Below are 17976 nucleotides of genomic sequence, written 5' to 3' on the forward strand. Positions count from 1 at the left end.
AGTACGACAAAGGGAATACACATCTGCCTGTTATGCATCATCACTGCCTTCTGTTTCAGTGATGATTTGATACAGTTCTTCATCGCTTTGCGCGGCGCGCAAACGGCGACAGATGGTTTTGTCCGCCAGACGCTTAGCGACCAGCGAGAGCGTGTGCAGATGCGTTTTGGTCTGATCGGCCGGCACCAGCAGGGCGAACAGGAGATCCACTGGCTGGTTGTCGATCGCGTCAAACGCGATCGGGGTTTCGAGCTGTACAAAAACGCCAACAGCGCGCAACGTATCCTCTTCCAGTTTTCCGTGGGGAATGGCGATGCCATTGCCGATCCCGGTACTGCCCATTTTTTCGCGGGTGAGAATCGCTTCAAACACCACCTGCGGAGGCAGACTCAGCTGTTTAGCGGCCAGTTCGCTGATGATTTCCAGCGCCCGCTTTTTACTCTGGCAGTGGACGCCGCTACGGGTACATTCCTGGTTAAGGACATTGCTCAAGGGTAGAGCCGAATCGTTGTTCATCATAAATTCACCTAAGCATCGCCTGATGCGGAACGCCACATCAGGCGAACACCCGGACAATTAGTGTTGTTTCAGTTTATCTTTATGTTTAGTCAGCTGTCGCGCCAGTTTGTCGATTAATCCGTCAATGGCCGCATACATATCCTGACCTTCCGCACTGGCATGAATTTCGCCTCCATTAACATGCAGAGTGGCATCAGAGACATGCGTCACTTTTTCCACTTTTAACACAATATAGACCTGATTGATCCTTTCGAAATATTGTTCCAGCTTGGCAAATTTCGTGGTGACGAACTCGCGCAGAGCATCGGTAATTTCGACGTTGTGTCCTGTGATGTTGAGCTGCATAGTGTCTTCCTTATCAGTTATGTCACACCAGTTGTTTACGCTGGTTTGACGGCGGAATGGACAGAGACTCTCGGTACTTCGCGACAGTACGGCGCGCAACCATAATGCCCTGTTCAGACAGTATGGACGTAAGCTTACTGTCACTCAGTGGTTTCGCAGGGTTTTCCCCGGCGATTAATTTTTTCACCAGTGCACGAATCGCCGTTGATGAGGCTTCGCCGCCACCTTCGGTGTTCACGTGGCTGGAGAAAAAATACTTAAGCTCAAAAATGCCGCGCGGACTGTGCAGATATTTTTGCGTGGTCACGCGTGAAATGGTGGACTCGTGCATCTCGACGGCCTGAGCGATATCCGCCAGCACCATCGGTTTCATATATTCTTCGCCCTGCTCAAAAAATGCCTGCTGCTGCTCGACAATGCAACGGCTGACGCGCAGGAGGGTATCGTTACGGCTTTCCAGGCTCTTGATCAGCCACTTCGCTTCTTGCAGGTTGCTGCGAATGAACTGGCCGTCAGTTTCGCTGCGTACGTTGTTGCACATTGCCGCGTAGTGCTGGTTAATTTGCAGACGGGGGATGCTGTCGGAATTAAGCTCAACGACCCAGCGGTTGTTGATTTTGCGCACCAGCACGTCGGGGATCACGTATTCCGGTTCACCGGTCTGGATCGACTGGCCCGGGCGTGGATCCAGCGACTGGATCAGATTGACCGCCTCTTTCAGTACCTCTTCTTTCAGGCGGGTAACGCGCATCAGGGTACGGAAATCGTGGTTCGCGAGCAGATCGAGATGATCGCTGATGATAAGACGCGCCTCTTCCAGCCTGGGCGTTTCTTTGGCGAATTGCGACAGTTGGATTAGCAGGCAGTCACGAAGATCTTTCGCCGCGACGCCCACCGGATCAAATCGCTGAATACGCTTGAGCACCGCTTCGATTTCATCAAGACCAAGTTCGTCGTTACCCATGCTGTCGAGGATATCCTCGACAGGCACCGTCAGATAGCCGGTGTCATCCACGGCATCAACAATCGAGGTGGCAATCGCCCGATCAGTATCGGAAAACGGCGTCAGTTCGACCTGCCACATCAGGTAGTCCTGCAACGTCTGGGTGGTTTCACCCTGATAAATGGGTAGTTCGTCGTCAATGTAGTCGGCGCTGGTGCCGGAAGGCGTTCCGGCGGTGTAGATTTCGTCCCAGCTGGCGTCAAGCGGCAGCTCGTCCGGCATCTCTTTTTGCTCCAGGGCGTCAACGGTATCCAGCGATTCGTTGTCCTGCTCGTCGGCAGTATCCACTTCCTCATGAAGATCGGTTTGCTCAAGCAGCGGATTACTCTCCAGCGCCTGCTGAAGTTCCTGCTGAAGCTCAAGCGTCGACAGCTGCAACAAGCGGATGGCCTGTTGCAGCTGCGGCGTCATGGCGAGCTGTTGGCTGAGTCTTAACTGCAAACCTTGCTTCATATTCAGGTCATTATTCTCCGAATGTTGCCAGTTACCCTTACCCTATCAGAGTCTGAAGTCTTCCCCAAGATAGACGCGCTTAACATGTTCATCTTCGAGGATCTGTTGCGGCGTGCCGTGGGCGATCAAATGGCCCTGGCTTACTATGTAGGCGCGTTCACACACAGCCAGCGTTTCACGAACGTTATGGTCGGTAATGAGAACGCCGAGACCGCTGTCGCGCAGATGCTCAATAATGCGTTTGATGTCGATAACGGAAATGGGATCGACGCCTGCAAATGGCTCATCAAGGAGAATAAATTTCGGATTGGCGGCCAGCGCACGGGCAATCTCCACCCGGCGGCGTTCACCACCAGAGAGCGACTGACCGAGGTTGTCGCGCAGATGCTCGATGTGAAACTCTTCCATCAATTCGTTCGCGCGATCTTCGCGTTGCTCGTTGCTCAGATCGTCACGGATTTGCAGTACCGCCATCAGGTTATCAAACACACTCAGACGGCGGAAAATGGAAGCTTCTTGCGGCAAATAGCCGATGCCACGGCGCGCGCGCGCATGCAACGGCAGCAAACTGATGTCTTCGTCATCAATGATAATATTGCCCGCATCGCGAGGTACAATGCCGACCACCATATAGAAAGTGGTGGTTTTACCGGCGCCGTTCGGGCCAAGCAGGCCGACAATCTCGCCTGAGTTAACGGTCAGACTGACATCTTCCACCACGCGGCGGCCCTTATAGGCCTTGGCGAGGTTTTTTGCAGTTAATGTTGCCATAACGAATTAGTTACTCTTCTTTTGCGCCGGGGCCTGGTTATTGCTCTTATCCTGCAACTGAGACGGAACCAGCACGGTCGTTACGCGCTTTCCTTTCTCACTGAAGGCCTGCATTTTTTGCTCTTTGACCAGATAGGTGATCTTGTCGCCTTTGATGTTGCTGTCGAGCTGCTCAAGGTAGGCGTTACCAGTCAGCACCACAAAATCGTTCTGCAGTTCATAATGCATTTTAGACGCGTGGCCTTTGACCGGCTTGCCGCTGTCCTGCATCTGGTAGAAGGTGGCCGGGTTACCAAAACCGTCGATCACTTCTTTGCCTTTCTCTCCGCCCGGACGCGTCACGACCACTTTATCGGCATTGATTTTGATACTGCCCTGCGTCACCACAACGCTGCCGGTAAAGGTCACGACATTGCCTTGCATATCCAGCGACTGTTGATCGGACTCAATATGAATTGGCTGATCGGTATCACCCGTTAAGGCCAACGCAGGAAGGCTGGCAGCCAGCAACGTACTGGCGATAACAAGCTTAAGGCTGAGTTTGTTTGTTCTGAATTTCATATGAGGTTCTAACCTTTTCAATCAGCTCGGCGTTTTTGCTGCGTAGATTTCCGCGCATTTTCAGGCCGCTGGAATTAAATGTCGTCCCGTACAGCGTCACCAGGTCGTCAGAGGTTACGTCCTGAGTCACCAGGTTAACCTGGGCGTTATCCGTTGTAATTTTCCGCAATTGCGAATCTGCCGTCAGCGCGTTAACTTCAACGTGGCCGTACAGATACAGCATACGATCATTAGTGAGTTTGGCTTTATCTGCCTTAATTGACCAGGTCGGCACTTTATCGGTATCAAACGTTGTCAGCACCGGGTTGGTAAACCACGATATCGCCTGGTCAGAAAAATACTCGACATGCTCGGCGATCAGGCGGTAATTGAGTGCGCCTTCCGGGCTGTAGACGACAGTATCGGTGTGCTCGCTCTTATACGTTGGATCGCTGGTATTAGTCACAGTCTGCTCAGAGTCATCATTGCTCGCCAGATTCACGCCGATCAGTATCAGCACGACAAGCGACAGCAGAATGATAACCCAACGTCTGGTTTTACTCATATCGATTGACCTTTGGCTTCCTCAAGCTTGCCCTGCGCCAATAGTATCAAATCGCAAACTTCCCGTACCGCTCCGCGTCCGCCGTTAATACGCGTAACATAATCAGCGCGCGGGAGAAGCAGGGGGTGCGCGTCCGCGACCGCGACGCTCAGACCAGTCTCAGCCATCACCGGCCAGTCGATCAGATCGTCGCCGACGTAGGCAACCTGTTCCGGGGAAAGCGAGAGGGTTGCCAGTAGCTCACGGTAAGCGATGCGTTTATCGGACTGCCCCTGATACAGATGGGTAATGCCGAGTGTTGCGCAGCGATCTTCCAGCAGTTTAGCCTTTCGACCAGTAATAATCGCCACCTCGACATCGGAGGTCAACGCACAACGGATCCCATAGCCGTCGCGCACATTGAACGCTTTCAGCTCTTCGCCGTTGTTGCCCATATAAATGAGGCCATCAGAAAGGACGCCGTCTACATCCAGAATCAGCAGGCGGATTTTTTCCGCTCGTGCGATGACCTCTGCGCTCACGGGGCCGTAGCAGGTCGACACCATTGCACCAGCATTACTCATTCTACTTTCCTTAATTACACTACGCCTGCGCGCAGGAGATCATGCATATGTACCACACCCAGCAAATGGTCGCCATCGGCAACCAGTACGCAGGTCACGTGGCGGGACTGCATCAGGTTGAGCGCGTCCACCGCTAGCGTGCCGGGGCGAATACGGATACCGCCCGGCGTCATCACATCAGCAATGCTGAGCTGACGCATGTCCGCACCGGTATCGAACACCCGGCGCAAGTCGCCATCGGTAAAGATACCAAGGATTTGCATTTGGTCATCGCAAATTGCCGTCATCCCGAGATTTTTACGGGTGATTTCCAGCAACGCATCGCGCAGCGACGCCTCTTTCGTGACGTGGGGGATTTCGTCTCCGGTGTGCATGATGTCATTCACACGCAGCAACAGTTTACGTCCGAGCGCGCCGCCGGGGTGAGATAACGCGAAGTCTTCTGCGGTAAACCCGCGCGCTTCCAGCAATGCCACGGCCAGCGCATCGCCCATCACCAGCGCCGCGGTGGTGCTGGAGGTCGGCGCAAGTCCTAACGGACAGGCCTCTTTCGGCACTTTTACGCACAGATGAATATCCGCCGCGCGCGCCATGCTGCTTTCCGGGCGACTGGTGATGCAAATCAGCGGCACCTGAAGGCGCTTCAGAACGGGGATCAGCGCCAGGATCTCATTCGATTCCCCGGAGTTGGACAGGGCGATGACGATATCCTGTGGTGTCACCATGCCTAAATCGCCGTGCGCCGCTTCACCGGGATGCACGAAGAATGACGAGGTGCCGGTGCTGGCGAACGTTGCCGCCATTTTGCGCCCGATATGCCCGGACTTGCCCATCCCCATCACCACAACCTTGCCGCTGCAGTAGAAAATTTTCTCGCAGGCGAGGGCGAAATCCTGATTTATGTACTGATCGAGCTGTGCCAGACCTTCACGTTCAATCGCCAGGACTTCACGTCCTGCTTGCTGAAAGTCAAAACCCGGCTGCAAATCTATTTGCGACATGTTGATTTCCCGATTCATTCCACTAAAAGCGGTGCTACCCAATACAGCATCGCCAGCCATACGATAAAACCGCCCGTCAGCAACAGGCCTGTGCCCTTGCCGATTTGCCGTTGGCGGCGCCAGCACAGAAGTGCGAATACGATGCTCACCAGCACCATGACGCCATAATCTCTGGTGAACGCCTGTGGGTTAAACGCCCCCGGCGCAATCAACGCGGGCAGCCCCAGGACAATGGCGATATTGAAGATATTGGCGCCAATGATATTACCGATAGCGATATCATCCTCACCTTTCCGTGCGCCCGCGATGGTCGTTGCCAGTTCAGGCAGGCTGGTACCGATGGCAATGACCGTCAGCCCGATGGTGAGTTCGCTCATGGCAAAATAGTTTGCCAGCACGGTGGCGTTGTCGATCACCATGCGGGTCGCCATCGGCATAATGATCAGCGCCAGGCCCAGCCACAGAAACGCCACCGGCAGCGAACCGTCGCGCGGCAGTTCTTCTAACTGTTCCCGGGTCAGACTGTCATTACCCTGTCGCTCCGCCAGGCGTGCGATCTTAATGATGTACAGCAGCCAGAGCACAGCCAGTGCGAGCAAAAACAGACCATCAACGCGGGAAAGCTCGCCATTATACAGTACGCAGCCTGCCAGCAGGCTCACGATTAACATTAGCGGCATTTCGCGGCGCAGGATATCAGAATGCACGGTAAAAGGATGGAGCAGCGCAGCAAGACCGAGGATCAATAAGATGTTGACGATGTTCGAGCCAATGGCGGTACCGATCGCCAGATCAATCTGCCCATGCATGGAGGCGGCGACGGACACAATGATCTCCGGCAAAGATGTCCCTATGCCAACAACGGTCATGCCGATGATAATCGGCGGGATCCCCAGTGCCCGGCATAATATTGACGCGGCATAAACCAGACGATCGGCACTGTAGACCACAAGTAAGAGACCAATAATTAACAGAGCCGTCGCTAATAGCATCTAAAATCCTTTCTTCGGGTATAATCGTCGGTCCGCGGCGCAGGGCAGTTCCTGAGAACGTAACGAACTCTTAATTTTGACTTTAAGCGCCGTAAAAGTAAAACAAATGCCAGCTTTCGCTAACCCTCACAGGTAAGATTCTGTAAAAATGTTGGGTTTCGGGTGAGATAACGCGTCATGCTTGTCTCATGAAGTCTATAAAGGATGATCTTATGAGCCAGACTGAGGCGAATTTAGTCGACATACGAGGCGTCAGCTTTTCCCGCGGCAACCGCGTGATTTTCGATGATATTTCGCTGTCGGTACCGCGCGGAAAGATCACTGCGATCATGGGGCCGTCAGGGATCGGGAAGACCACGCTGCTGCGGTTGATCGGTGGGCAAATTCCGCCGGATTCGGGCGAGATCCTCTTTGATGGCGAGAATGTGCCGCAAATGTCGCGTTCCCGCCTTTATACCGTGCGTAAACGCATGAGTATGCTGTTTCAGTCCGGCGCGCTGTTTACCGATATGAACGTTTTCGACAACGTCGCGTACCCGCTGCGTGAGCACACGCATTTGCCGGATGCGTTGCTGCACAGCACGGTAATGATGAAACTCGAAGCGGTGGGGCTGCGCGGCGCGGCGAAACTGATGCCGTCGGAACTCTCCGGCGGGATGGCACGCCGGGCGGCGCTGGCACGGGCGATTGCTCTTGAGCCGGACCTCATTATGTTCGACGAGCCGTTTGTCGGTCAGGACCCGATCACCATGGGCGTGCTAGTGAAGCTGATTTCTGAGCTTAACAGTATCCTGGGCGTGACCTGCATTGTGGTGTCCCACGATGTCCCTGAAGTACTCAGCATCGCCGATTTCGCTTACATCGTGGCGGACAAGAAAATTGTCGCGCAGGGTAGCGCGCAGTCGTTGCGGGAAAACAGCGATCCCCGGGTACGTCAGTTCCTGGATGGCATCGCTGACGGTCCGGTACCGTTCCGCTATCCTGCTGGCGACTATCATCAAGATCTCTTACCAGGCACAGGGAGTTAACTGACTCATGCTGTTAAATGCACTGGCTGCGCTCGGGCGACGGGGAATTAAAACCACCGCCACCTTTGGTCGCGCCGGGTTAATGTTATTCAACGCCGTCGTCGGCAAGCCTGAGTTTCGCAAACACGCGCCGCTGCTGGTTCGTCAACTGTATAACGTGGGCGTGCTGTCGATGCTTATCATCATCGTCTCGGGCGTGTTTATCGGGATGGTGCTTGGCTTGCAGGGTTATCTGGTACTGACGACGTACAGCGCAGAAACCAGCCTCGGCATGCTGGTGGCACTGTCGCTGCTGCGTGAACTGGGACCCGTGGTCGCCGCGCTGCTCTTCGCCGGTCGTGCTGGATCAGCGCTGACCGCCGAAATTGGCCTGATGCGCGCCACGGAACAGCTCTCCAGCATGGAAATGATGGCGGTCGATCCGTTACGCCGGGTGATTTCGCCGCGCCTGTGGGCCGGGATCATCTCCTTGCCGCTGCTGACGATCATTTTCGTGGCGGTAGGTGTCTGGGGCGGCTCGCTGGTTGGGGTGAGCTGGAAGGGCATCGACGCAGGTTTTTTCTGGACGGCGATGCAAAACGCCGTCGACTGGCGCCTTGATCTGGTGAACTGCCTGATCAAAAGCCTGGTATTCGCCATTACGGTGACATGGATTGCGTTATTCAACGGTTACGATGCGATCCCCACGTCAGCCGGGATCAGCCGGGCAACGACGCGCACGGTGGTGCATTCGTCGCTGGCGGTCCTCGGACTGGATTTTGTGCTGACAGCATTGATGTTTGGGAATTGAGTTCATGCAAACGAAAAAAAGTGAAATCTGGGTGGGTGTGTTTCTGCTGGTCGCGCTGTTGGCGGCGCTGTTCATCTGCCTGAAAGCAGCAAACGTCACGTCGATGCACACCGAGCCGACCTATCGTCTCTATGCGACGTTCGACAACATCGGCGGGTTGAAAGCGCGCTCCCCGGTGCGTATTGGCGGTGTGGTGATTGGCCGTGTGGCAGATATTTCCCTCGATCCCAAAACCTATCTGCCGCGTGTAGCGATGGATATCGAACAACGCTACAACCATATTCCGGATACCAGTTCACTGGCGATTCGCACCTCAGGCCTGCTCGGCGAGCAGTTTTTGGCGCTCAACGTCGGGTTTGAAGACCCGGAACTGGGAACGTCTATCCTTAAAGAAGGTGACACCATCCAGGACACGAAGTCCGCCATGGTGCTCGAAGACTTAATCGGTCAGTTCCTTTACAACAGTAAAGGTGATGACAATAAGAATTCTGGCGATGCGCAAGGGGCCGGTGAGGGACATACTGACGCTGCACCGTCCGCAGCGGGTACGACGAAATAATTTCAGGAGAATAAAGACATGTTTAAACGTTTACTGATGGTTGGCATGTTGGTGCTTGCGCCATTGATGGCTGCAAATGCAGCTGACCAGTCTAACCCCTACAAGATGATGAATGAGGCGGCGCAGAAGACCTTCGATCGTCTCAAAAACGAACAGCCGCAAATTCGCTCTAACCCGGATTATCTGCGTCAGGTTGTTGACCAGGAGTTGCTACCGTATGTTCAGGTGAAATATGCCGGCGCACTGGTGCTGGGGCGTTACTATAAAGAAGCGACGCCAGCGCAGCGTGACGCGTACTTTGCGGCATTCCGTGAATACCTGAAGCAGGCTTACGGCCAGGCGCTGGCGATGTATCATGGTCAGACCTACCAGATTGCGCCTGAACAGCCGCTGGGTGATGCGACTATCGTGCCGATCCGCGTGACCATTATCGATCCGAACGGCCGTCCGCCGGTGCGTCTGGACTTCCAGTGGCGTAAAAATAGCCAGAGCGGTAACTGGCAGGCGTATGACATGATCGCAGAAGGCGTCAGCATGATCACCACCAAGCAAAACGAGTGGAGTGATCTGTTGCGTACCAAAGGCATTGACGGTCTGACGGCCCAACTGCAGTCTATCGCGAAACAGCCGATCACCCTGGAACAGAAGAAATAATGGCAAACGAACTGAGCTGGAATCGCGAAAACGGCCGTCTGTCGTTGTATGGCGAGCTGGATCAGGACTGGCTGGTGCCGCTGTGGAATGCCCGCGCTGACGCCATCAAAGAGGTGGAGGTTATCGATCTGGCGGGCGTAACCCGCGTGGATACTGCCGGACTGGCGTTGTTGATCCATCTGATTGCGGATATTCGCGCCCAGGGCAGAACCGTCAGCCTCAGCGGAAAAAGCGAAAATGTGCAGACGCTGGCTCAGTTATATAACCTGCCTGCGGATATGATCCCGTAATTCTTTCAGTACGTTATTATTTAAAGCCCCATTGTTTTTCAGAATGGGGCTTTTTGCTTGTTTAAGACAGCGCCACTTTCCTCTAAGATGATGAGCTGTTTACCCAACCAGATGAAATTTGAACCCATGGAAAATCATGAAATTCAGACAGTGCTGATGAACGCACTCTCGCTAAAGGAAGTCCACGTCTCTGGCGATGGCAGTCACTTTCAGGTTATTGCTGTGGGTGAGTTGTTTGACGGCATGAACCGGGTCAAGAAACAGCAAACCATTTATGGCCCGCTGATGGAGTACATTGCGGATAACCGTATCCATGCCCTGTCGATCAAAGCGTATACGCCGCAAGAGTGGGAACGCGATCGCAAACTGAATGGCTTTTGAGCTGGAGCGACTGCGTTCCGGCAAGTGTGAATTCTTAACAGAGACCAGAATTAATGGATAAATTCCGTGTGCAGGGGCCAACGCGGCTCCAGGGCGAAGTCACCATCTCAGGTGCAAAAAACGCCGCGCTTCCTATCCTCTTCGCCGCATTGCTGGCGGAAGAACCAATAGAGATCCAGAACGTACCGAAGCTGAAAGACATCGACACCACGATGAAACTGCTGAGCCAGCTTGGCACCAAAGTTGAACGCAACGGCTCCGTCTGGATCGACGCCGGTCCGGTCGACGTTTTCTGCGCTCCTTACGAGCTGGTCAAAACCATGCGCGCGTCCATCTGGGCACTGGGTCCGCTGGTGGCGCGTTTCGGCCAGGGCCAGGTTTCTCTGCCAGGCGGCTGTGCCATCGGCGCACGTCCGGTGGATCTGCATATCAGCGGTCTGGAGCAACTCGGTGCTGAAATCAAGCTCGAAGAAGGCTACGTTAAAGCGTCTGTGAATGGCCGCCTGAAAGGCGCACATATCGTCATGGATAAAGTCAGTGTTGGCGCGACCGTTACCATCATGAGTGCGGCGACGCTGGCGGAAGGAACGACCATCATCGAAAACGCAGCCCGTGAGCCGGAAATTGTCGATACCGCAAACTTCCTCAACACGCTGGGTGCGAAAATCAGCGGTCAGGGTACCGATCGCATTACCATCGAAGGTGTTGCGCGTCTCGGCGGCGGTGTTTATCGCGTATTGCCGGATCGCATCGAAACCGGAACGTTCCTCGTCGCGGCGGCCATCTCTGGCGGCAAAATCCTGTGCCGCAACGCCCAACCGGATACGCTGGATGCGGTGCTGGCAAAACTGCGTGAAGCGGGTGCGGAAATTGAAACCGGTGAAGACTGGATCAGCCTCGATATGCGTGGAAAACGCCCGAAAGCCGTTAACGTGCGTACTGCGCCGCATCCGGGGTTCCCGACTGATATGCAGGCTCAGTTCACTTTGCTGAACCTGGTGGCTGAAGGTACTGGCGTGATCACCGAAACCATCTTTGAAAACCGCTTTATGCACATCCCTGAGCTGATTCGTATGGGCGCGCATGCGGAGATCGAAAGCAACACCGCTATCTGCCATGGCGTTGAAACGCTGTCCGGCGCGCAGGTAATGGCGACGGATCTGCGCGCATCGGCCAGTCTGGTGCTGGCAGGGTGTATTGCGGAAGGCACCACGGTGGTTGATCGCATTTATCATATTGATCGCGGCTATGAGCGCATTGAAGACAAACTGCGTGCGCTGGGTGCGAACATCGAGCGAGTGAAGGGCGAATAACACGCTTCTCACCACAAAACACAGCCCCCTGCCATGCTGGAAGGGGGTTGCTGCCATACATTACTTCTTGCGTTGCCGCATCAGGCGCGTTCTGTCGATAAACTCATGCGTGATCGGATCATGATACCGGGAAGGCCAGATAATCCAGGGATCGGTCTCAAGTGCTGTCGCGATAATCACTTCACCTTTCGGCCATGGTCGGGTCAGGGCATTGGCGAGCGTTGACGAGCTGAGTCCGTTTTTTCGGGACTCCGCCGCCAGTGACGTTCCTTTTTTGCGTAATCCCGAAATGATATCTGCCGGATGCCAGTCAATAAACTTATCCATTTTATTCTCCCTGTAATTGACGTATCAGAGTGTTGCCGCGTACTGCGGCAGGATTACTATAACGCTGGAAGAAGATTTGTTCTAAAAAGTTCAAGTAAAATGATGTAAGATTCGGAAAATATCAAGGTATCAGGGAGCTACAGGAAAGTAATGGCTTATTTACTGGAGCGTTCTCGCACTATTGTACGAGAACGTGTCGATTAATGATCGCGCTGAACGGCGATGTGGGCGAGAGCGATAAGCGCCTGCCGCCAGGGCGTATCAGGAAGAACCTGAAGGGCGGCAATGGCTTTATCGGCTTCTTCTTCTGCGCGGGTGCGCGTCCATTCGAGTGAACCGCAGGCGGCCATGGTTTCCAGCACCGGTTCCAGTAAATGCCGACCGTTACCCTGCTCGATCGCGCCGCGGATCATCGCCGCCTGTTCAGCGGTGCCATGATGCATAGCGTGCAGCAATGGCAGCGTCGGTTTGCCTTCGTTAAGGTCATCCCCGACGTTTTTACCCAGCGTCTGGCCGTCGGCGCTGTAGTCCAGCAGATCGTCAATCAGCTGAAACGCCGTACCCAGGTAGCGACCGTAATCCTGCAACCCCTTCTCCTGCTCTGACGTACAGTTCGCCAGCAGGCCGGAGCACTGTGCTGCCGCTTCGAACAAACGCGCGGTCTTGCTATAGATGACGCGCATGTAGTTCGCTTCCGAGATGTCAGGATCGTTGACGTTCATCAACTGCAGGACTTCCCCTTCGGCGATCACGTTGACTGCCTCGGACATGATTTCCAGCACTTTGAGAGAGCCGAGACTGGTCATCATCTGGAACGCGCGGGTATAGATGAAGTCGCCCACCAGTACGCTGGCGGCATTACCGAATGCCGCATTGGCGGTGGCTTTACCACGTCGCATATCGGACTCATCCACCACATCGTCATGCAGAAGGGTAGCCGTGTGGATAAACTCAATCAGTGCAGCGATGGTGACGTGAGCGTTACCCTCGTAGCCCACTGCGCGCGCAGCCAGTACCGCTATCATCGGTCGGATACGTTTGCCGCCGCCGCTGATGATGTAGTACCCCAGTTGACTGATCAACTGCACGTCGGAATTGAGCTGTTCGAGAATTGTCGCATTGACTCCCGCCATGTCTTGCGCGGTTAACTCATTGATTTTTTCTAAATTCATCGCAAAAGCCGGGCTAAATGTCCTGTTTACCGCTGACTCTCAGGAGAAAGCGTAGGGTTTACCTTAGAATTGTAGACATGATTGTACTGAAAAAACGCGCCAGATAAACGTTGCCGTGCCAGTTGTGTTTTTTTTCTGCATGGATTGACGATCACACTTGTCAAAGGCGTGCGTTTTGCGTAATATTCGCGCCCTATTGTGAATATTTATAGCGCACTCTGAATCACACGATTACGTGCGCGGAAGCGGAGTTTTATATGTACGCGGTTTTCCAAAGTGGTGGCAAACAACACCGAGTAAGCGAAGGTCAGACCGTTCGCCTGGAAAAGCTGGACATCGCAACTGGCGAATCTGTTGAATTCGCAGAAGTTCTGATGATCGCAAACGGTGAAGAAGTCAAAATCGGCGTTCCTTTCGTTGATGGCGGCGTAATCAAAGCTGAAGTTGTTGCTCATGGTCGTGGCGAGAAAGTTAAAATCGTTAAGTTTCGTCGCCGTAAACACTACCGTAAGCAGCAGGGCCACCGTCAGTGGTTCACTGACGTGAAAATTACTGGCATCAGCGCCTAAGACCTGAGGAGAGATTTAAATGGCACATAAAAAGGCTGGCGGCTCCACTCGTAACGGTCGCGATTCAGAAGCTAAACGCCTGGGCGTTAAGCGTTTCGGTGGCGAATCCGTTCTGGCGGGTAGCATCATCGTTCGTCAACGTGGCACCAAATTCCACGCTGGCACTAACGTAGGTTGCGGTCGTGACCACACTCTGTTTGCTAAAGCAGACGGTAAAGTGAAATTCGAAGTTAAAGGCCCGAACAATCGTAAATACATCAGCATCGTTGCTGAGTAAGATTTTCTCGGTCCGGTAACGGATTAAAGCCCCGCAACTCGTTGCGGGGCTTTTTACATTAGAAGTCCGGTAAAAAATTTCTGCAGGAAACAGCGGGCATGAAGCAGCAGGCAGGCATTGGTATTCTTTTGGCGCTCACCACAGCGGTTTGCTGGGGCGCGTTGCCCATTGCCATGAAACAGGTGCTTGAAGTGATGGAACCGCCGACAGTGGTGTTCTATCGCTTTCTGATGGCAAGCATTGGCCTTGGGGCGATCCTCGCAGTTAAAGGAAAACTCCCGCCGCTGCGTATTTTTCGAAAACCGCGTTGGCTGCTGTTGTTAGCCATTGCCACGGGCGGTTTATTCGGCAACTTCATCCTGTTCAGCTCTTCCCTGCAATACCTTAGTCCAACAGCGTCGCAGGTGATTGGCCAGTTGTCACCGGTTGGCATGATGGTGGCGAGCGTCGTCATCCTCAAAGAGAAGATGCGCGGCACCCAGGTGGTCGGCGCGTTGATGCTGCTCTGCGGTCTGGTGATGTTCTTCAACACCAGTCTGATTGAAATTTTTACCCGCCTGACGGATTACACCTGGGGTGTGATTTTTGGCGTCGCCGCCGCCACGGTGTGGGTGAGTTATGGCGTCGCGCAAAAGGTATTATTGCGCCGTCTGGCGTCACAGCAGATCCTCTTTTTGCTGTACACTTTATGTACAATAGCGTTGCTGCCGCTGGCGGCGCCGGGACAAGTATTTGCGCTGAATAACTGGCAACTGGCCTGTCTCATTTTCTGCGGCCTGAACACCCTGGTAGGGTACGGTGCGCTGGCTGAGGCCATGGCGCGCTGGCAGGCGGCGCAGGTAAGTGCGTTAATCACGCTTACCCCGTTATTTACGCTGTTATTTTCAGATTTATTGTCACTGGCCTGGCCCGATTTCTTCGCCAGACCGATGTTAAACCTTTTAGGTTATCTCGGTGCGTTTGTCGTGGTTGCGGGCGCGATGTATTCCGCCATTGGTCATCGTCTTTGGGGACGCTGGCGCAAGCGTGAAGCGGTGATACCATTGCCGCGCTCAGGCGAATGATTTACGGAGAGTAAAATGAAGTTTGTTGATGAAGCAACGATCCTTGTGGTCGCAGGTGATGGCGGTAATGGTTGCGTCAGCTTCCGCCGCGAAAAATACATTCCGAAAGGTGGCCCTGATGGCGGCGACGGCGGCGACGGCGGCGACGTCTGGCTTGAGGCGGATGAAAACCTCAACACGCTGATCGACTATCGTTTCGAAAAAGCCTTCCGCGCTGAGCGCGGGCAGAACGGTCAGAGCCGCGACTGTACCGGTAAACGTGGTCAGGACGTCACCGTAAAGGTGCCGGTCGGAACGCGCGTTATCGATCAGGGTACCGGTGAAGTCATGGGCGACATGACCAAACATGGTCAGCGCCTGATGGTCGCGAAGGGTGGCTGGCACGGCCTGGGCAATACCCGTTTTAAATCCTCCGTCAACCGTACCCCGCGTCAGAAAACGATGGGCACGCCGGGCGACAAGCGCGACCTTCAACTGGAGCTGATGCTGCTGGCGGACGTCGGCATGCTGGGGATGCCGAATGCCGGTAAATCCACCTTCATCCGCGCGGTATCTGCGGCGAAACCGAAAGTGGCGGATTATCCCTTCACCACGCTGGTACCGAGCCTTGGCGTTGTCCGTATGGATAACGAGAAGAGCTTTGTGGTCGCCGATATCCCCGGGCTGATTGAAGGCGCCGCGGAAGGCGCGGGGCTGGGTATTCGCTTCCTGAAGCACCTTGAGCGCTGTCGCGTGCTGCTGCACCTCATTGATATTGAACCTATCGACGGTTCCGATCCGGTGGAGAACGCCCGCATCATCACTGGCGAGCTGGAAAAATACAGTGAGAAACTGGCTTCCAAGCCGCGCTGGCTGGTCTTTAACAAGATTGACCTGATGGATAAAGCGACTGCGGAAGCGAAGGCTAAAGCTATCGCGGAAGCCCTGGGCTGGGAAGATAAGTATTATCTTATCTCTGCAGCAAGTCAGGTCGGCGTCAAAGATCTCTGCTGGGACGTGATGACCTTTATCATCGAAAATCCGATTGTTCAGACCGAAGAAGAGAAAGTCGCAGAGAAAGTTGAGTTTATGTGGGATGACTATCACCGCGAACAGCTCGAAGAGGCTGAAGCCGAGGACGATGAAGACTGGGACGACGACTGGGATGAAGACGACGAAGAAGGCGTCGAATTTATCTACAAGCGTTAAGTTGAAAAGGCTCCCGATGGGAGCCTTTTACATTAGTTGTTCTGATAAATATCTTTGTATAACCGGCTTTCAAAGCGAACCAGCGGAATTCGACGGTTTCGTTGATCCGCGGGCTCTACCGCATAGCCGGAAAGGTATTGCACGAAGGCCATGCGCTGACCGCTGGCGGTGGTGATGAAACCGGCGAGGTTATACACCCCCTGCAGAGACCCTGTTTTCGCCGAGACTTTCCCGTCCACCCCTGCCGCGTGCAGACCCGCACGGTATTGCAGTGAACCGTCGTGACCAGCGAGTGGCAGCATGGTGATGAAGTTCAGTTCGTTGTCATGCTGGGCGATGTACTGCAACACCTGCATCATCGTCGCCGGCGCGAGCAGATTATGGCGTGATAACCCTGAACCGTCGGCAATAATCGTATTACCCAGATCCACGCCTGCCTGTTGACGGAGGATCTGCCGTACGGCATCAGAGCCCGCACGCCAGGTACCTGGCACGCCGAAACGCGCATGGCCAATCATACGAAACACGGTATCGGCAATCATGTTATCTGATTTTTTCAGCATGATTTTCAGCAGATCGTGCAACGGCGCCGACTGCTTGCTGGCGATGACGGTACCCGCTTCTCCGGGCAGTGTCTGGCGCAGCAGTGTGCCGGTATAGCTTATACCAGCCTGTTTGAGTTCGTCTTTCAGGATAGCCCCGGCGTAGGCCGCGCCATCCTGAATGGCGAAGGCCAGCGGCAGTGGTTCGCTGCGCTGCGGCAGGCAGCCAGTCAGCGTGAAGCGATTGAGATCGCCCGGCACGACGTCGAGTTCGCAATACTGAGCATCGCCAGAACCACGCGCCAGCGTTCGCACCTGGCTGAACATCGTGACCGGGTAGTAAGACGCAACGCGAATAAACGCCAGATCGCCGGGTTTTTGCGCGCTATAAAGTGACACCGAGAAACAGTTACGATCGACAATCGCGGCGGCGGGTGGGGCGCTAAAGCACTGCGTCATGTCGTTCCACGGCCAGCCGGGGGCTTTGTCGTGGCTGGCGAAAACGGAGGTGTCGATGAGGAGATTTCCCTCGATTTTTTCGACGCCTGATCGCTTCAGAACGGCAACCATATTGCGGATATCCTGACGTTTTAGCGTCGGATCGCCACCGAAGCGGGCAATAAGGTCGCCTTTCAGAACGCCGCTTTCTACGCTACCCTTACTTTCCAGTGTGGTCGTAAAACGAAAGTCCGGGCCAAGCTGGAGTAGCGCCGCCAGTGCCGTAATCACTTTCTGTGTACTGGCCGGTAACGCCATCTGTTGGGCGTGATAGTCAATTTCTGGCGACGGTGCGCCGACTTTTTGAACCATAAGCGCAAGATTGGCACCTGCGGGAAGCTGGTTAACGTATTCGTCAACATTCGCCGCCTGCACACCGAACGCTATACTGGTGGTCAATCCGATGATAAATCTGGAAAATCGCATAATCCCGCGCTAACAACCTGGAAACCAGCCGCCATACTACGGCGCATTGCCCTGAAAAGTAAACGATGACCCATAGTGAACTTCAGGTTAAAATGCGTATCAAATGAAAAAATTGCTGCTGACCTGGGGTTTCCCCCGGGTCAGTT

General features: G+C 54.4%; 23 protein-coding genes. 11 read left to right on the forward strand and 12 right to left on the reverse strand.

Going from position 1 to position 17976, the window contains the following annotated elements:
* Positions 1–30 precede the first annotated feature (30 nt).
* Genes ptsN through GTGU_RS19020 form a run of 9 tightly spaced genes read right to left on the reverse strand, consistent with a single transcriptional unit; the run spans position 31 to position 6752 of the window.
* The gene (ptsN, locus tag GTGU_RS18980; protein ID WP_038160845.1) at positions 31–519 is read right to left on the reverse strand and encodes a PTS IIA-like nitrogen regulatory protein PtsN; all 489 of its coding nucleotides are present in this window, start codon (positions 517–519) and stop codon (positions 31–33) included.
* Positions 520–576: 57 nt separating this feature from the next.
* Entirely contained in the window at positions 577–864 is a 288-nt protein-coding gene (gene hpf / locus GTGU_RS18985) for a ribosome hibernation promoting factor (RefSeq protein ID WP_038160848.1), read from the reverse strand.
* A gap of 22 nt (positions 865–886) precedes the next feature.
* The gene (rpoN, locus tag GTGU_RS18990) at positions 887–2320 is read right to left on the reverse strand and encodes an RNA polymerase factor sigma-54 (RefSeq protein WP_038160850.1); all 1434 of its coding nucleotides are present in this window, start codon (positions 2318–2320) and stop codon (positions 887–889) included.
* 45 nt (positions 2321–2365) lie between these two features.
* Positions 2366–3091 (reverse strand): LPS export ABC transporter ATP-binding protein, encoded by a 726-nt coding sequence (gene lptB / locus GTGU_RS18995; protein ID WP_038160853.1) that lies wholly within the window; start codon positions 3089–3091, stop codon positions 2366–2368.
* A 6-nt stretch (positions 3092–3097) separates the two neighbouring features.
* Positions 3098–3652 (reverse strand): lipopolysaccharide ABC transporter substrate-binding protein LptA, encoded by a 555-nt coding sequence (gene lptA, locus GTGU_RS19000; protein WP_038160856.1) that lies wholly within the window; start codon positions 3650–3652, stop codon positions 3098–3100.
* Entirely contained in the window at positions 3621–4196 is a 576-nt protein-coding gene (gene lptC, locus GTGU_RS19005) for an LPS export ABC transporter periplasmic protein LptC (protein WP_038160859.1), read from the reverse strand. Before lptC ends, lptA begins: the two co-directional genes overlap by 32 nt.
* Positions 4193–4759: a 3-deoxy-manno-octulosonate-8-phosphatase KdsC gene (gene kdsC, locus GTGU_RS19010; RefSeq protein WP_038160861.1), complete on the reverse strand. Its 567-nt coding sequence runs from the start codon at positions 4757–4759 to the stop codon at positions 4193–4195. Before kdsC ends, lptC begins: the two co-directional genes overlap by 4 nt.
* A gap of 14 nt (positions 4760–4773) precedes the next feature.
* Positions 4774–5760: an arabinose-5-phosphate isomerase KdsD gene (gene kdsD / locus GTGU_RS19015; protein WP_038160949.1), complete on the reverse strand. Its 987-nt coding sequence runs from the start codon at positions 5758–5760 to the stop codon at positions 4774–4776.
* Positions 5761–5774: 14 nt separating this feature from the next.
* Positions 5775–6752 (reverse strand): calcium/sodium antiporter, encoded by a 978-nt coding sequence (locus tag GTGU_RS19020; RefSeq protein WP_038160863.1) that lies wholly within the window; start codon positions 6750–6752, stop codon positions 5775–5777.
* A gap of 212 nt (positions 6753–6964) precedes the next feature.
* Between GTGU_RS19020 and mlaF the strand changes: the two genes are divergently transcribed.
* From mlaF to murA, 7 genes are all read left to right on the forward strand, one after another.
* Positions 6965–7780 (forward strand): phospholipid ABC transporter ATP-binding protein MlaF, encoded by an 816-nt coding sequence (gene mlaF, locus GTGU_RS19025; protein ID WP_038160864.1) that lies wholly within the window; start codon positions 6965–6967, stop codon positions 7778–7780.
* Between the two features lie 7 nt (positions 7781–7787).
* Positions 7788–8570: a lipid asymmetry maintenance ABC transporter permease subunit MlaE gene (gene mlaE / locus GTGU_RS19030; RefSeq protein WP_038160866.1), complete on the forward strand. Its 783-nt coding sequence runs from the start codon at positions 7788–7790 to the stop codon at positions 8568–8570.
* A 4-nt stretch (positions 8571–8574) separates the two neighbouring features.
* Positions 8575–9129, forward strand: coding sequence for an outer membrane lipid asymmetry maintenance protein MlaD (mlaD, locus tag GTGU_RS19035; protein ID WP_038160867.1), 555 nt, complete (start codon positions 8575–8577; stop codon positions 9127–9129).
* 18 nt (positions 9130–9147) lie between these two features.
* On the forward strand, positions 9148–9783 hold the full coding sequence (gene mlaC / locus GTGU_RS19040; RefSeq protein ID WP_038160869.1) for a phospholipid-binding protein MlaC: 636 nt from the start codon (positions 9148–9150) through the stop codon (positions 9781–9783).
* Positions 9783–10073 (forward strand): lipid asymmetry maintenance protein MlaB, encoded by a 291-nt coding sequence (gene mlaB / locus GTGU_RS19045; protein ID WP_038160872.1) that lies wholly within the window; start codon positions 9783–9785, stop codon positions 10071–10073. The genes mlaC and mlaB overlap by 1 nt, the downstream gene beginning before the upstream one ends.
* A 126-nt stretch (positions 10074–10199) precedes the next feature.
* Positions 10200–10454, forward strand: a complete 255-nt coding sequence (ibaG, locus tag GTGU_RS19050) for a BolA family iron metabolism protein IbaG (RefSeq protein ID WP_038160952.1) — start codon at positions 10200–10202, stop codon at positions 10452–10454.
* A gap of 53 nt (positions 10455–10507) precedes the next feature.
* Complete coding sequence (gene murA / locus GTGU_RS19055; RefSeq protein ID WP_038160875.1) at positions 10508–11767, forward strand: UDP-N-acetylglucosamine 1-carboxyvinyltransferase; 1260 nt, start codon at positions 10508–10510, stop codon at positions 11765–11767.
* A gap of 60 nt (positions 11768–11827) precedes the next feature.
* On the opposite strand, the gene sfsB is transcribed toward murA, so the two are convergent.
* Positions 11828–12094 (reverse strand): DNA-binding transcriptional regulator SfsB, encoded by a 267-nt coding sequence (gene sfsB / locus GTGU_RS19060; protein ID WP_038160878.1) that lies wholly within the window; start codon positions 12092–12094, stop codon positions 11828–11830.
* Positions 12095–12294: 200 nt separating this feature from the next.
* Positions 12295–13266: an octaprenyl diphosphate synthase gene (ispB, locus tag GTGU_RS19065; protein ID WP_038160882.1), complete on the reverse strand. Its 972-nt coding sequence runs from the start codon at positions 13264–13266 to the stop codon at positions 12295–12297.
* Between the two features lie 257 nt (positions 13267–13523).
* Here ispB and rplU point away from each other — a divergent pair, with 257 nt between their 5' ends.
* From rplU to cgtA, 4 genes are all read left to right on the forward strand, one after another.
* Positions 13524–13835, forward strand: a complete 312-nt coding sequence (rplU, locus tag GTGU_RS19070; RefSeq protein WP_003025032.1) for a 50S ribosomal protein L21 — start codon at positions 13524–13526, stop codon at positions 13833–13835.
* A 19-nt stretch (positions 13836–13854) separates the two neighbouring features.
* Positions 13855–14112, forward strand: a complete 258-nt coding sequence (rpmA, locus tag GTGU_RS19075) for a 50S ribosomal protein L27 (RefSeq protein WP_003861831.1) — start codon at positions 13855–13857, stop codon at positions 14110–14112.
* 98 nt (positions 14113–14210) lie between these two features.
* The gene (locus GTGU_RS19080) at positions 14211–15176 is read left to right on the forward strand and encodes a DMT family transporter (RefSeq protein ID WP_038160890.1); all 966 of its coding nucleotides are present in this window, start codon (positions 14211–14213) and stop codon (positions 15174–15176) included.
* Positions 15177–15191: 15 nt separating this feature from the next.
* Complete coding sequence (cgtA, locus tag GTGU_RS19085; RefSeq protein WP_038160892.1) at positions 15192–16364, forward strand: Obg family GTPase CgtA; 1173 nt, start codon at positions 15192–15194, stop codon at positions 16362–16364.
* Positions 16365–16396: 32 nt separating this feature from the next.
* Here the strand turns inward: cgtA and dacB are convergent, their stop codons facing one another.
* Positions 16397–17830: a serine-type D-Ala-D-Ala carboxypeptidase gene (gene dacB, locus GTGU_RS19090; protein WP_038160895.1), complete on the reverse strand. Its 1434-nt coding sequence runs from the start codon at positions 17828–17830 to the stop codon at positions 16397–16399.
* Between the last annotated feature and the right edge of the window lie 146 nt (positions 17831–17976).

The sequence above is a fragment of the Trabulsiella guamensis ATCC 49490 genome (assembly GCF_000734965.1).
GTDB classification, from domain to species: Bacteria; Pseudomonadota; Gammaproteobacteria; order Enterobacterales; family Enterobacteriaceae; genus Trabulsiella; species Trabulsiella guamensis.